Source organism: Martelella sp. AD-3 (genome assembly GCF_001578105.1).
Lineage (GTDB): Bacteria > Pseudomonadota > Alphaproteobacteria > Rhizobiales > Rhizobiaceae > Martelella.
Genome location: NZ_CP014275.1, coordinates 929,225 through 942,191 on the forward strand (window position 1 = coordinate 929,225; position 12,967 = coordinate 942,191).

A 12,967-nucleotide genomic window follows, 5' to 3' on the forward strand; every position below is an offset into this window, starting at 1 on the left:
GCTAGACGAACCCCGACTATTGGGAGGGCCAGCATGTTTTTTCCTGCTGTTTCCCGGGGATATTGTGAGGTTTTGAGGGCTTCGGGCAGTGCCGGCGACGACACGGCCCGCGCCGATTTTTAAGGGGAATTTGTGCCTGTGGCAGACCTATCCCAATCTGTGTCGAACGTGGCGCAGCGCTATGCTGTTTCTCTGTTCGAACTTGCCAAGGAAGACGACAGCATCGACGCCGTGGGCGCCGATATCGACCGTGTCGAGGCGCTGTTGAATGAAAGCGACGATTTCCGGCGTCTGGTGATGAGCCCGGTCTTCAGCGCCGACGAGCAGCTGAAGGCGGTGACCGCCATTCTCGCCAAGGCGGAAATCGGCGGCTATGTCGCCAATTTCGTCAAGCTGGTTGCGAAAAACCGCCGTCTTTTCGTCCTGCCCGGCATGATCTCGGCCTATCGCGGCGAGGTTGCCGCCTATCGCGGGCAGGCGACGGCTGAAGTGACAGTGGCCCATGCCCTGTCTGATGAACAACAACAGGAATTGAAGACTGCGCTGAAGGATGTGACGGGCAAGGATGTGTCCCTTCAGATCACCGAAGACGCGTCGCTTCTCGGCGGGATGATCGTCAAGGTCGGTTCGCGTCAGATCGATACGTCGCTGCGCACGAAACTCTCCAAACTTAAGCTTTCACTGAAAGAGGTTGGCTGATGGATATCCGGGCCGCGGAAATTTCCGCAATTCTGAAAGAACAGATCAAAAATTTCGGCGACGAGGCTGAGGTCTCGGAAGTCGGTCAGGTGCTTTCGGTCGGCGACGGCATTGCCCGCGTCTATGGTCTCGACAATGTCCAGGCCGGCGAGATGGTCGAGTTCAACGGCGGCGTGCGCGGCATGGCGCTCAACCTCGAAAGCGACAATGTCGGTGTCGTTATCTTCGGTTCGGACCGCGAGATCAAGGAAGGCGACGTCGTCAAGCGCACCGGCGCCATCGTTGATGTGCCGGTCGGTCCCGGCCTTCTCGGCCGCGTCGTCGACGCGCTCGGCAACCCGATCGACGGCAAGGGCCCGATTGCTTCGGACCACCGCGCTGTTGTTGACGTCAAGGCCCCCGGCATCATTCCGCGCAAGTCGGTTCACGAGCCGATGTCGACCGGCCTGAAGGCCATCGACGCGCTGATCCCGATCGGCCGCGGCCAGCGCGAGCTTGTCATCGGCGACCGCCAGACCGGCAAGACCGCGATCATTCTCGATACCTTCCTGAACCAGAAGCCGATCCACGACAACGGCCCGGATAACGACAAGCTTTACTGTGTCTATGTCGCCGTCGGCCAGAAGCGTTCGACTGTCGCCCAGTTCGTGAAGACGCTGGAAGAGCGCGGCGCGCTCGAATATTCCGTCGTCGTCGCCGCCACCGCCTCCGATCCGGCCCCGATGCAGTACATCGCGCCGTTCGCCGGCTGCGCCATCGGCGAGTATTTCCGCGACAACGGCATGCATGCGCTCATCGCCTATGACGACCTTTCCAAGCAGGCCGTCGCCTATCGCCAGATGTCGCTGCTGCTGCGCCGCCCGCCGGGCCGCGAAGCCTATCCGGGCGACGTTTTCTACCTGCATTCGCGCCTTCTCGAGCGCGCGGCCAAGCTTTCGGAAGAACGCGGCGCCGGTTCGCTGACGGCCCTGCCGGTCATCGAGACCCAGGGCAACGACGTTTCGGCGTTCATCCCGACCAATGTGATCTCGATCACCGACGGCCAGATCTTCCTTGAAACCGACCTGTTCTACCAGGGCATCCGCCCGGCCGTGAACGTCGGCCTGTCGGTGTCGCGCGTCGGTTCGTCGGCGCAGATCAAGGCGATGAAGCAGGTTGCCGGCTCGATCAAGGGCGAGCTTGCCCAGTATCGCGAAATGGCGGCCTTCGCCCAGTTCGGCTCCGACCTTGATGCCGCGACCCAGCGCCTGCTGAACCGCGGTGCGCGCCTGACCGAGCTTTTGAAGCAGCAGCAGTTCTCGCCGCTGAAGACCGAAGAGCAGGTCGTCGTGATCTTCGCCGGCGTGAACGGCTATCTCGACAAGCTGCCGGTCAGCGACGTCAGCAAGTTCGAGCAGGGTCTTCTGTCCTACATGCGCGGCGAGGCGAGCGACGTTCTCGACGGCATCCGCACGGAAAAGGCGCTGAGTGACGATCTGAAGGGCAAGCTGAAGTCGGCGATCGACGCCTTCGCGAAGAACTTCTCCAAGTAACCAGGTAATCTTAGCGGGGATTTATAACCCATGGCTTCATTGAAGGATCTGAAGCTTCGCATTGCCTCGGTGAAGGCGACGCAGAAGATCACCAAGGCGATGCAGATGGTCGCCGCGGCGAAGCTGCGTCGCGCGCAGGAGGCCGCCGAGAATGCGCGGCCCTACTCCGAACGCATGGCAACCGTCATGGCCGACCTGACGGCGGCCGTCGGCGAGGGCGAGGAAGTGCCGAAGCTGATGAGCGGCACCGGCAAGGATGATGTTCATCTTCTGGTGGTCTGCACGGCCGAGCGCGGCCTTTGCGGCGGCTTCAACGCGCAGATCGCGCGCCATGCGCGCCTTGCTGCGCGTGACCTGATTTCCAAGGGCAAGACCGTCAAGATCTTCTGCGTCGGCCGCAAGGGCTATGATGCGCTGCGCCGCGAATTCGCCGACCTGATCGTTGAGCGGAAAGAGTTGCGCGATGTCCGCAAGATCGGCTTCGACAATGCCGAGGACGTTGCCAACCGCGTTATGGAGATGTTCGACGAGGGCGCTTTCGACGTTTGCACCCTGTTTTATTCCGAATTCAAATCGGTGATCTCGCAGGTGCCGACCGGCCTTCAGCTTATTCCGGCTTCGGCGCCGGAAGGCGCGGAAGAACGCTCTGAGTCCGCGCTTTACGATTACGAGCCGAATGCGGAAACCATCCTGTCCGAGATCGTGCCGCTCAACATCCGCGTCCAGGTTTTCCGCGCCCTGCTGGAAAATGCCGCCGGCGAGATGGGCGCGAAGATGACCGCGATGGACAATGCGACGCGCAATGCCGGTGAGATGATCGACAAGCTGACGCTTTCCTACAACCGTCAGCGTCAGGAAAAGATCACCACGGAACTGATTGAAATTATTTCCGGCGCGGAAGCGCTGTAAGAGCTTGAGAAGAGGGTTTTATCATGGCTGAGGCCTCTACCGGTAGAGTGACGCAGATTATCGGCGCCGTTGTGGACGTCGCCTTTGACGGCGAACTGCCCCCCATCATGAATGCGCTTGAAACCGACAACCACGGCAACCGGCTCGTTCTCGAGGTGGCCCAGCACCTCGGCGAAAATGAAGTCCGCACCATCGCCATGGACGCGACCGAGGGTCTCGTTCGCGGCCAGGAAGTCAAGAATACCGGATCCCCGATCCAGGTGCCGGTCGGCGTCGAAACGCTCGGTCGCATCATGAACGTTATCGGCGAGCCGGTGGATGAAGTCGGCCCGATCAAGACCAAGGAAAAGCGCGCCATCCACCAGGAAGCTCCGCCCTATGTCGACCAGTCGACCGAAGCGGAAATCCTCGTGACCGGCATCAAGGTCGTCGATCTTCTGGCGCCTTACGCCAAGGGCGGCAAGATCGGCCTGTTCGGCGGCGCCGGCGTTGGCAAGACGGTTCTCATTCAGGAACTGATCAACAACATCGCCAAGGCGCATGGCGGCTATTCCGTCTTCGCCGGCGTTGGCGAGCGCACGCGTGAAGGCAACGACCTTTACCACGAAATGATCGAATCCAACGTGAACGTCGATCCGGCAGAGAACAACGGTTCGGCCGAGGGTTCGAAATGCGCCCTGGTCTACGGCCAGATGAACGAGCCGCCCGGCGCGCGTGCCCGCGTTGCGCTTTCCGGTCTGACGATTGCCGAATCCTTCCGTGACGAAGGTCAGGACGTTCTGTTCTTCGTGGACAACATCTTCCGCTTCACCCAGGCCGGTTCGGAAATCTCGGCGCTTCTCGGTCGTATTCCTTCGGCCGTGGGCTATCAGCCGACGCTGGCGACCGACATGGGCGCCCTGCAGGAGCGGATTACCACCACGACCAAGGGTTCGATCACCTCTGTTCAGGCCATCTACGTTCCGGCCGATGACCTGACCGACCCGGCGCCGGCCACCTCCTTCGCGCATCTGGACGCGACGACCACGCTGTCGCGCTCGATTGCGGAAAAGGGTATCTACCCGGCCGTCGACCCGCTCGATTCGACCTCGCGCATGCTCGACCCGATGATCGTCGGCGAGGAGCACTACCAGGTGGCCCGCGCGGTCCAGTCGACGCTGCAGCGCTACAAGTCGCTTCAGGACATCATCGCCATCCTCGGCATGGACGAGCTTTCCGAAGAGGACAAGCTCACGGTTGCCCGCGCCCGCAAGATCGAGCGCTTCCTGTCGCAGCCCTTCCACGTCGCCGAGGTCTTCACCGGCGCGCCGGGCATCCTGGTGTCGCTGGAAGACACGATCCGTTCGTTCAAGGGTCTGGTCGAGGGCGAGTACGACCACCTGCCGGAAGCCGCCTTCTACATGGTCGGCACCATCGACGACGCTGTCGCCAAGGCCAAGAAACTCGCCGAGGCGGCCTGATCTTTCAGGCGGGCGGCGTAAGCGCCGCCCATCGGTTATCGGTGATTTTGCAAGACAAGAGATTGGAACGTCATGGCTGACACGATGATTTTCGAGCTGGTGACCCCTGAAAAGCTGCTGGCCTCCGCCGAAACGGATGCCGTCGTCATTCCCGCCGCGGAAGGCGAGATGACGGTGATGCCGGATCACGCGCCGACCATGACGACGGTTCGTCCCGGCATGGTGAAGTTCAAGAATCACGACGGCAAGGAATTCCAGTTCCTGGTCTTCCACGGCTTCGCCGATATCCAGGGCAATGCCTGCACGCTTCTGGCCGAAACAGCCGTGCCGATCGGCGAGGCGTCGGATGCCATCGAGCATCGCATCAAGGCGCTCCGCAAGGAACTCGACGATGCAAGCCATCGCGAGCACAAGAGCGCCATCGAGCAGATGATGAACGAGTTGACGCATCTGAACGAGACGGTCTTCCCGGGCTGATCCCGCCCTGAATTGTTCATGAGTTCGCGCGAGCCGCAGCATTTTCGCTGCGGCTTTTCGCGTTTTCTGGCTATCCTTTCGGACTTGCCCACGCGCCGAGGAGCTGTTTGGCAGGGCAGCGGCGGCACAGAGCGGAAATGAACAGCGCGTAACGCGGTGTCAGGGTGCCGGACTGAGGATGACAAAGTTAAGGGAAAAGCTGCGCAGCAATATCGTTGTTATTCATGGGATCGGGGCGCCCGTGCTGGCCGGTTCCGGACTGCCAGGCGTGCTGAAGGCCCATCCGGACGGCCGGCCGCGGCCTCAGGGTGTCCGCCGGACGTGAATGGCCTCGTCCTCCGCAGCGATCATTAAACGTCCGCATGGACGCGCGGCTATGCCGAAATCGTGACGATACCGCAATCCCCGGCTTCTGAGGCAAAGGCCAGGCGCTCGCCCGCTTCGTCCCAGGAGAGCGCCGTGATCGCCCCCTTGCCCTGGCGGCGCAGGAGCGCTTCCTTCTGGTCGGAAAGGCGCACGGCCATGATCATGCCGTCGATGAAGCCGATGGCGAGCATTTCTTCCGAAGGATGAAAGGCAACCTGGGTGACCAGGATATTGGCGCGGGTGCCAAGTTCGAGCGGCGCCTTGCCCATCGGCCCGTCCTTTCCGGAAAACGGCCAGACAATGGCGGCCGGCGCGCCGGAGGTTGCCAGCCACTTGCCTTTCGGCGACCAGGACCAGGATTTCACCTTGGCCGGATAGCCGCTCATGCGCATGTGGCGCGCTTCCGCCGACAGCTTCCCGTCCAGCTTCCATCCATGCAGCGCATTTTCCTGCATGGCGGTGACCAGAAAGCGCCCGTCGGGCGAGAAGGTGATGCCGACATGGGCGCCCTTCCATTCCAGATCGACCGGCGGGGCGGAGCCTGCAACCCAGTGCAGCGAGGCGCCGTTATAACGTGCGGCCGCGATCCTGAGGCCCTTGGGAGCGAACGTGACCGCCTCGACGCTGCGCTCCTCGGGAAAGAGATGCGACGCGCCGCTGGCAATCACCCGCGTCTCCTTGCCCACGGCATAGGCGACGGCCCCGTGCGGGCCGCCGGCGACGACGGAAATCCACTTGCGCGGCACGCTTGCCAGTTCCTCGAAGGAGCCGTCTTTTGCAAGGCGGAGCACGCGGCCATCCTCGCCGCCGGTGATCAGCGTCTGGCTGAAGGGATCGCGCACGCAGGTGAGGAGGCCGTCATGGGCCTCCGTCACCTTCTCGCCGTCGTCGAGCCGGTGGATCCGGCCTCCGGCCGTGGCAAAGAACGGAATTCCGCCGAGAAAGGCGGCGGCGATGACGTGGTCGTCGATGTCGACGGGCGCAACGCTCGGCATCAGCTGCGGACCTCGCATGCCCGGAAGCTCTTCTCGAGCTTTTCGCGGTCAAGGTCGCGTCCGATGAAGACGAGCCGGCTTTCGCGCGCTTCGCCATCCTTCCAGGGGCGCTGGTGATCGCCTTCGATGATCATGTGCACGCCCTGGACCACATAGCGATCGTCGTCCTTGTTGAAGGCTAGGATGCCCTTCAGGCGGAGGATGTTCGGCCCCTGGTTCTGGGTGACGGACTGGATCCATGGGAAGAACCGGTTCGGGTCGAGTTCGCCACCGCGCAATGACACCGACTGCACCGTCACGTCGTGATGGTCGGACAGCCCGTGGTGGTGGTGCTCGTGATCATGATCATGATCGTGGTGATGATGGTCGTGGTCGCAATCGGGACCGCAGACATGGTCGTCATGATCGTGGTCGAGGAAGTGCGGGTCGTCCTCCAGAACATGTTTCAGATCGAACGCGTTCTGGTTGAGGATGCGTTCGAGTTCGATCCCCGATCGCTCCGTCCTGAAGATCCTGGCGGCCGGATTGATGGCGCGCACCAGGCCTTCGACATCGGCCAGTTCCTCCGCGCTGACCAGGTCGGTCTTGTTCAGGAGCACGATATCGGCGAATGCGATCTGGTCCTCGGCCTCGCGGCTGTCCTTCAGGCGCAGCGGCAGGTGCTTGGCGTCGACCAGGGTGATGACGGCATCGAGCGCCGTCTTGGCCCGGACGTCGTCGTCCATGAAGAAGGTCTGGGCGACGGGAACCGGATCGGCAAGGCCTGTGGTCTCGACGATGATGCCGTCGAAACGCGGGCGCCGCATCAGGCCCTCGACGACCCGGATCAGGTCGCCGCGCACCGTGCAGCACACGCAGCCATTGTTCATTTCATAGATCTCCTCGTCGGATTCCACGATCAGGTCATTGTCAATGCCGATCTCGCCGAATTCGTTGACGATGACCGCGTATTGCTTGCCATGATTTTCCGAGAGAATCCGGTTGAGCAGGGTGGTCTTGCCCGAGCCCAGGTAGCCCGTCAGCACGGTCACCGGAATGGGCGGAGCTGCTTGCGTGTCAGTCATGATCGTTCCTTTGAAGGATTTTCCGACTATATAAGGGTGATGGCGCCTGGCAGCAAGGCGGAGCAATGCCTGGCTTGCTTGTGAAAAGTCAGGTTCCACGGTGGTTTCCCGGGAAAATTAAACCGATTTTTGCTTTTATGTTGAATTCTTCGCGGTTTTTGAATTAAATTTTTAAATCAAGACACGCAGCGCGAGGCCTTCATTCACCGGGAGAAAAGCCGTGGCCCAGAAAGTCAAACTTTCCACAATCGCCGAATCTCTGGGGATATCGACGGCCACCGTATCGCTGGCGCTCCGCGACAGCCCGCTTGTCGCCACCGCCACGCGCGAGCGGATCAAGGAACAGGCGCGTGCACTCGGCTATATCTACAATCGCCGGGCCGCCAGCCTCAGGACATCGCGCTCCGGCATTATCGGCGTCGTCGTTCATGACATCATGAACCCGTTCTACGGCGAAATCCTCAAGGCCATCGAGAGCGAGCTGGACCGCAACCAGCACACCTTCATTCTCTCCAACCATTACGACTCGGTCGAAAAGCAGCGCAATTTCATCGAGACGCTGCTGCAGCTCGGCGGCGACGGCGTGATCATGTCGCCGGCCATCGGCACGCCGCCGGCCGATGTGCAACTGGCCGAGGACAACGGCATGCCGGCCATTTTCGTCGCTCGCACCATGGAGGAGCTGGACCTGCCGACCTATCGCGGCGATGACAGCTACGGCATCGCGCTTGCCACCAATCACCTGATCGGGCTCGGCCACCGCTGCATCGCCATGATCGGCGGCACGGACCAGACCTCGACCGGGCGCGACCGCTATGCAGGCTATGTCAATGCGCTGAAGAAAGCCAATATCCCGGTCGATCCGGGCCTGCGCATTCCGGGCCCGCGCACCAAGCAGGGCGGTTTCGAGGCCGCGGTGCATTTTCTGTCGTTGCCGCAAAAGCCGACGGCGGCGGTCTGCTGGAACGATCTGGTGGCGATCGGCCTGATGAACGGCATTTCGCGCGCGGGGCTGACGCCGGGCGCCGATATTTCCGTCACCGGCTATGACGATCTCGAAGAGGCCTCGATCTCGACGCCGTCGCTTACCACCGTCTGGAACGGCCAGGCCGAGGTAGGCAGGCTGGCGGCGCGGGCGCTGCTCGACAGGCTTGCCGGCTCGAACGCGCCGAACGGCATGCATCTCATCAAGCCGGAAATGCGCATCCGCCAGTCGACGGGCCCCTACCGCGAAACCGCCGAGAGCTATCTTGCGCTTTGAGGCCCTGCTACATCTTCTGATAACCCTTTCATAACCAGAACGTTCCCGGGAGGATCCATGCCCAAACCAACCGTCATGCTTTCACAAAGCCTCAACCCCTTTGTCCAGAGCGTTTTGAAGGACGATTATGAACTGGTGAGCATGCCCGAGGCCGGTCCCGGCGCGCTTGGCGCGAAGGTTGACGACATCAGGGCCGTGGTGGCCTTTGGCGGCTTTTCCGCCGAGCAGATGGATGCGCTGCCCAATCTCGAGATCATCGCCTGCCCGGGCGTGGGCTATGACGGCATCGACACGACCCATGCCGCAGAACGCGGAATCGTCGTCACCCATACGCCGAATGTCCTGAATGACGAGGTTGCCGACACCGCTGTGGCGCTTCTTCTGAATGCCGTCCGGCGTCTCTATGCGGCAGAACGGTTCTTGCGCGAGGGCCGCTGGGAGAGCGAGGGCAATTTCCCGCTCTCGCCCTTTTCGGTGAAGGGGCGCAAGGTCGGGCTCTATGGTCTCGGCCGGATCGGGCTCGAGATCGCAAGCCGGCTGGAGCCGTTCAAGGTCGAGATTTCCTATCACACCCGCAGCCCGAAAAAGGGCGTCGACTATGCCTATCATCCGACGCTGGCCTCGCTTGCGGAAGCCGTCGATACGCTGATCTGCATCGTTCCGAAGACGCCGGAGACGCACAAAGCGGTCAATGCCGAAATCCTGTCGGCGCTCGGCCCCGATGGCATTCTGGTCAATGTCGGGCGCGGCTGGAGCGTCGACGAGGACGCGCTGATCGCCGCCCTTGAGGCCGGCACGCTCGGCGGCGCGGGCCTCGATGTCTTTTATGATGAGCCGCATGTGCCCGAGGCGCTTCGGGGGTTCGACAATGTCAGCCTGCTGCCGCATGTGGCTTCCGCTTCTGTGCCGACCAGAAAGGGAATGGGCCAACTTGTCGCCGACAATCTGAAGGGCTGGTTTGCCGAAGGGCGGCCGGTCACGCCCGTGCCCGAGACGCCGGTTCCGCCGAAAGCCTGACGTCAGGACCGCTGCCTTCTGGTTTCGATGACCTTCCGCATAAGGCCGACAAATTGCGCGCCCTCTTCCGCCGAAAGGCCGGAGAGGGCGTCTTCGTTCTCGGCCGTGGCTGCGGCGACGGCTGGCGCGCGCAGGGCGCGGGCGCGTTCCGTCAGCCTTATGCGCTGAACGCGGCCGTCCTCAAGGTCCCTTTCCCGCCTGATCAATCCGTCACGCTCCATGCGCGAAAGCGTGTTGGCCATCGTCGCCTGTTCGATATCCAGCCGCTCCACCAGTTCTTTCTGCGTCAGCCCGTCATGGTCCCAAAGTTCCAGAAGAGCGGGAAAGGTGCCCGTGGTCAGTCCGAGCGGCCGGATGCGGGCCGCAAGCCCGCGCTCGAAAAGGCGCGCCATATGGTTGGCGAGATAGCCGGCGGAATCGTCTTTTGAAAAGGTCATGATGTTCGATAACACTTGCATAGCAAGCTATGCAATTATATATAGCAAGCTATATAATAATGAATGGAGCACTGACATGCTGAAGACCCTGCATCCCGTCGCCGGAGGCCTGGCCCTGGCTCTCATCATCGCATTCTGGCTTTCGACCGTTCTTGCGGAAACGCTTGCCGGGCCGGCGCTCGTCACGCTGGTCAAGACATCGATCCCCTGGGGCTTCTTGTTGCTTGTGCCGCTCCTGGCGCTCGCGGGGTTTTCCGGCTTCCGCCTGGCGCGGCCAATGCGCGGGCCGCTTGTGGCGGCAAAGCGCCGGCGCATGCCGATCATCGCCATCAACGGCATTGTGGTGCTGATCCCGTGCGCCCTGTTCCTCGCCTCAAAGGCGCAGGCAGGCGCGTTTGACGCGTCCTTCTACGTCGTGCAGGCGCTCGAGCTCGTCTTCGGCGCTATCAACATCTCGCTGATGGGCATGAACATGCGCGACGGGCGGCGGATGACGGCAAAGCGCCGCTGACCGCGCTCCGCATCATCGATCGCCGCCGTCCGGGCCGGGCGTCAGGTCCGGCCGGCGGCGGTGGCATAGGCCCGAACGGCATCGCCGAAAGCCGCAAACAGCCTGCGCGACGTTTCGTCTGTCTTCGCCCAGTATTCCGGATGCCACTGGACGCCGACGGCGAAATTCCTCGCGCCGATGACCGAGACGGCCTCCACCGTGCCGTCGGGCGCAATGGCCTCGACCGCAAGCCCGGGCGCGACGTCGCCGATTGCCTGCCGGTGCAGAGAATTGACCTTGATCTCGCCGGGGCCGAGAATATCGGCAAGGCAGGTGCCTTCCTTCACATGCACCGGCTGGCGGATGATGAAGAGGGCGTCGCGGTCGCCTTCGGGCGGCTGACGGTGGTCGATGCGCCCTTCAAGCTCGTGCACCTCGCTCACCAGCGTGCCGCCAAGGGCGACATTGAGCTCCTGGATGCCGCGGCAGATGCACAGAAGCGGCATGCCGCGTTCGATCGCGCGTCGGATCATCGGGAGCGTCGTGGCATCCCGGCCGGGGTCGAAGGGGCCGTCGCGCTCCTCCTCGGTCCTGCCATAGAGCGCCGGCGCGACATTGGAGCGCGAACCGGTGATCATCACCCCGTCGACCCGGTCGAGCATGGCGTCGATCTCCTGCGCTTCGCCAAGCGCGGGAATGATGAAGCTCATCGCGCCGGCGACGTCCAGCGCCGCGCCGACATATTGCTGCTGCGCTGCATGCCAGGTGGTCTCCCGGAAAAAACAGGTATCGGCAGGAACGGCGACGATCGGTTTCGGCATGGTGGCTCCGCTGGCGGTTTTTTCGAAGTGATGTCGCCTTGTCGGAGGTCTGTCAAACGAATCCGCGCCGCACGTCCATGGCAAATTCTGATCGGACGATAATAGCCCGTGATCGCGGACCATTAGACATTGGTCGTATCGGGCCGGAATTCGGGGCAGAAAAGTCTCCTTCGCCTGCAGGCGAGAGTTGAAACAAATCAACCAAAGTGCTTTGCTTTCGAAGACGTCCGCCGGAGGAGAACGGGTGCGGACGCATCACATTTTGGGAGGTATCTATGGACCGTCGTTCGTTTATCAAAAAGGTCGGCGCCGGTGGCGTTGGCGCCGCTGCGGCAACCGCGCTTGCCGCGCCTGCGATCGCGCAGGAAAACCCGAAAGTGACCTGGCGTCTGACCTCGTCCTTTCCGAAGTCGCTCGACACGATCTATGGCGGCGCAGAAGACATCGCCAATCATGTTTCGGCCGCCACCGGCGGCAATTTCGAGATCCAGTGCTATGCTGCCGGTGAAATCGTTCCCGGCCTGCAGGCGCTTGATGCGGTGCAGAGCGGCACGGTCGAGGCGGCCCATACCTGCTCCTATTATTTCTGGGGCAAGGACCCGACCTTTGCCATCGGCACGGCCATTCCCTTCGGCCTGAACCAACGGCTCTCCAATGCCTGGTTCTACGAGGGCAATGGCAACACGCTGATGAACGAGTTCTATGACGGTTACGGCGTATACGGCCTGCCGGCGGGCAATACCGGGGCCCAGATGGGCGGCTGGTTCCGCAAGGAAGTGAACACCGTCGACGACCTGAAGGGCCTGAAGATGCGCATCGCCGGTCTTGCCGGCCGGGTCATGGAGAAGGTCGGCGTCGTGCCGCAGCAGATCGCCGGCGGCGATATCTATCCGGCTCTCGAAAAGGGCACGATCGATGCCGCCGAGTTCGTCGGCCCCTATGACGACCAGAAGCTCGGCTTCTACAAGGTCGCCAAATACTACTACTATCCCGGCTGGTGGGAAGGCGGCCCGGTCATCCACGGCTTCTTCAACAAGGCGAAATACCAGGAGCTGCCGAAGCACTACCAGGCGGCGCTCGATGACGCCTGCGCCTTCGCCAACACCAACATGATGGCGAAATACGACGTCAAGAACCCGGTCGCGATCCGCGAACTGATCGGTGACGGCGCGGTCATGAAGGGCTACAGCACGGAGATCATGCAGGCCTGCTACAACGCGGCCATGGAAGTCTATGCCGAGCTCGGCGCGGAGAACCCGACCTTCAAGAAGATCTACAACGACCAGACCGAGTACAAGAACGCCGCCTATGGCTGGCTGAAGACCTGCGAGTTCCGTTATGACCAGTTCATGATGGCCCTGCAGAACGCCGGCCAGATCAAGCCGCTCGCCTGATCCGGGCAGGTTCTGGCGCATAAAGGACAACCCGGAAGCGACCGC

13 protein-coding genes are annotated in these 12,967 nt (G+C 62.2%); 9 read left to right on the forward strand and 4 right to left on the reverse strand.

Annotated features, from left to right (window positions below; all coding sequences use genetic code 11):
- The first annotated feature begins 132 nt into the window (after positions 1-132).
- The 5 genes from AZF01_RS04215 (at position 133) to AZF01_RS04235 (ending at position 5,077) form a co-directional block, all read left to right on the forward strand.
- The gene (locus AZF01_RS04215) at positions 133-699 is read left to right on the forward strand and encodes a F0F1 ATP synthase subunit delta (RefSeq protein WP_024706586.1); all 567 of its coding nucleotides are present in this window, start codon (positions 133-135) and stop codon (positions 697-699) included.
- A complete protein-coding gene (atpA, locus tag AZF01_RS04220; protein WP_024706587.1) occupies positions 699-2,231 on the forward strand; it encodes a F0F1 ATP synthase subunit alpha in 1,533 nt (510 codons plus the stop codon). The genes AZF01_RS04215 and atpA overlap by 1 nt, the downstream gene beginning before the upstream one ends.
- 30 nt (positions 2,232-2,261) lie before the next feature.
- Positions 2,262-3,140 carry a F0F1 ATP synthase subunit gamma gene (locus tag AZF01_RS04225; protein WP_024706588.1) on the forward strand — a complete coding sequence of 293 codons (879 nt, stop codon included), beginning with the start codon at positions 2,262-2,264 and terminating at the stop codon, positions 3,138-3,140.
- Positions 3,141-3,163: 23 nt separating this feature from the next.
- On the forward strand, positions 3,164-4,600 hold the full coding sequence (gene atpD, locus AZF01_RS04230; RefSeq protein ID WP_024706589.1) for a F0F1 ATP synthase subunit beta: 1,437 nt from the start codon (positions 3,164-3,166) through the stop codon (positions 4,598-4,600).
- 72 nt (positions 4,601-4,672) lie between these two features.
- Positions 4,673-5,077, forward strand: coding sequence for a F0F1 ATP synthase subunit epsilon (locus tag AZF01_RS04235; RefSeq protein WP_024706590.1), 405 nt, complete (start codon positions 4,673-4,675; stop codon positions 5,075-5,077).
- A gap of 374 nt (positions 5,078-5,451) precedes the next feature.
- Here the strand turns inward: AZF01_RS04235 and AZF01_RS04240 are convergent, their stop codons facing one another.
- Together AZF01_RS04240 and AZF01_RS04245 are read right to left on the reverse strand one after the other, a co-directional pair.
- Positions 5,452-6,438: a WD40 repeat domain-containing protein gene (locus AZF01_RS04240; protein ID WP_024706591.1), complete on the reverse strand. Its 987-nt coding sequence runs from the start codon at positions 6,436-6,438 to the stop codon at positions 5,452-5,454.
- Positions 6,438-7,502, reverse strand: coding sequence for a GTP-binding protein (locus AZF01_RS04245; RefSeq protein WP_024706592.1), 1,065 nt, complete (start codon positions 7,500-7,502; stop codon positions 6,438-6,440). The genes AZF01_RS04240 and AZF01_RS04245 overlap by 1 nt, the downstream gene beginning before the upstream one ends.
- 220 nt (positions 7,503-7,722) lie before the next feature.
- Between AZF01_RS04245 and AZF01_RS04250 the strand changes: the two genes are divergently transcribed.
- Both AZF01_RS04250 and AZF01_RS04255 read left to right on the forward strand, forming a co-directional pair.
- Positions 7,723-8,763 (forward strand): LacI family DNA-binding transcriptional regulator, encoded by a 1,041-nt coding sequence (locus AZF01_RS04250; RefSeq protein ID WP_024706593.1) that lies wholly within the window; start codon positions 7,723-7,725, stop codon positions 8,761-8,763.
- 57 nt (positions 8,764-8,820) lie between these two features.
- Positions 8,821-9,780, forward strand: a complete 960-nt coding sequence (locus AZF01_RS04255) for a 2-hydroxyacid dehydrogenase (protein ID WP_024706594.1) — start codon at positions 8,821-8,823, stop codon at positions 9,778-9,780.
- A gap of 2 nt (positions 9,781-9,782) precedes the next feature.
- Here AZF01_RS04255 and AZF01_RS04260 read toward each other — a convergent pair whose 3' ends face one another.
- A complete protein-coding gene (locus AZF01_RS04260; protein WP_024706595.1) occupies positions 9,783-10,217 on the reverse strand; it encodes a MarR family winged helix-turn-helix transcriptional regulator in 435 nt (144 codons plus the stop codon).
- A gap of 76 nt (positions 10,218-10,293) precedes the next feature.
- Here AZF01_RS04260 and AZF01_RS04265 point away from each other — a divergent pair, with 76 nt between their 5' ends.
- The gene (locus tag AZF01_RS04265) at positions 10,294-10,728 is read left to right on the forward strand and encodes a hypothetical protein (RefSeq protein WP_024706596.1); all 435 of its coding nucleotides are present in this window, start codon (positions 10,294-10,296) and stop codon (positions 10,726-10,728) included.
- Positions 10,729-10,769: 41 nt separating this feature from the next.
- Here the strand turns inward: AZF01_RS04265 and AZF01_RS04270 are convergent, their stop codons facing one another.
- Positions 10,770-11,528 (reverse strand): gamma-glutamyl-gamma-aminobutyrate hydrolase family protein, encoded by a 759-nt coding sequence (locus AZF01_RS04270; protein ID WP_024706597.1) that lies wholly within the window; start codon positions 11,526-11,528, stop codon positions 10,770-10,772.
- Positions 11,529-11,803: 275 nt separating this feature from the next.
- On the opposite strand from AZF01_RS04270, the gene AZF01_RS04275 reads away from it, so the two are divergent.
- Positions 11,804-12,922, forward strand: coding sequence for a TRAP transporter substrate-binding protein (locus tag AZF01_RS04275; RefSeq protein ID WP_024706598.1), 1,119 nt, complete (start codon positions 11,804-11,806; stop codon positions 12,920-12,922).
- Positions 12,923-12,967 lie beyond the last annotated feature (45 nt).

Bases quoted from the DNA above. Each gene is read 5' to 3' on its own strand.
- AZF01_RS04260 (WP_024706595.1), bottom strand. From the start codon at position 10,217: ATGACCTTTTCAAAAGACGATTCCGCCGGCTATCTCGCCAACCATATG.
- AZF01_RS04240 (WP_024706591.1), bottom strand. From the start codon at position 6,438: ATGCCGAGCGTTGCGCCCGTCGACATCGACGACCACGTCATCGCCGCC.
- AZF01_RS04255 (WP_024706594.1), top strand. From the start codon at position 8,821: ATGCCCAAACCAACCGTCATGCTTTCACAAAGCCTCAACCCCTTTGTC.
- atpD (WP_024706589.1), top strand. From the start codon at position 3,164: ATGGCTGAGGCCTCTACCGGTAGAGTGACGCAGATTATCGGCGCCGTT.
- AZF01_RS04275 (WP_024706598.1), top strand. From the start codon at position 11,804: ATGGACCGTCGTTCGTTTATCAAAAAGGTCGGCGCCGGTGGCGTTGGC.
- AZF01_RS04225 (WP_024706588.1), top strand. From the start codon at position 2,262: ATGGCTTCATTGAAGGATCTGAAGCTTCGCATTGCCTCGGTGAAGGCG.
- atpA (WP_024706587.1), top strand. From the start codon at position 699: ATGGATATCCGGGCCGCGGAAATTTCCGCAATTCTGAAAGAACAGATC.
- AZF01_RS04245 (WP_024706592.1), bottom strand. From the start codon at position 7,502: ATGACTGACACGCAAGCAGCTCCGCCCATTCCGGTGACCGTGCTGACG.
- AZF01_RS04235 (WP_024706590.1), top strand. From the start codon at position 4,673: ATGGCTGACACGATGATTTTCGAGCTGGTGACCCCTGAAAAGCTGCTG.
- AZF01_RS04270 (WP_024706597.1), bottom strand. From the start codon at position 11,528: ATGCCGAAACCGATCGTCGCCGTTCCTGCCGATACCTGTTTTTTCCGG.
- AZF01_RS04265 (WP_024706596.1), top strand. From the start codon at position 10,294: ATGCTGAAGACCCTGCATCCCGTCGCCGGAGGCCTGGCCCTGGCTCTC.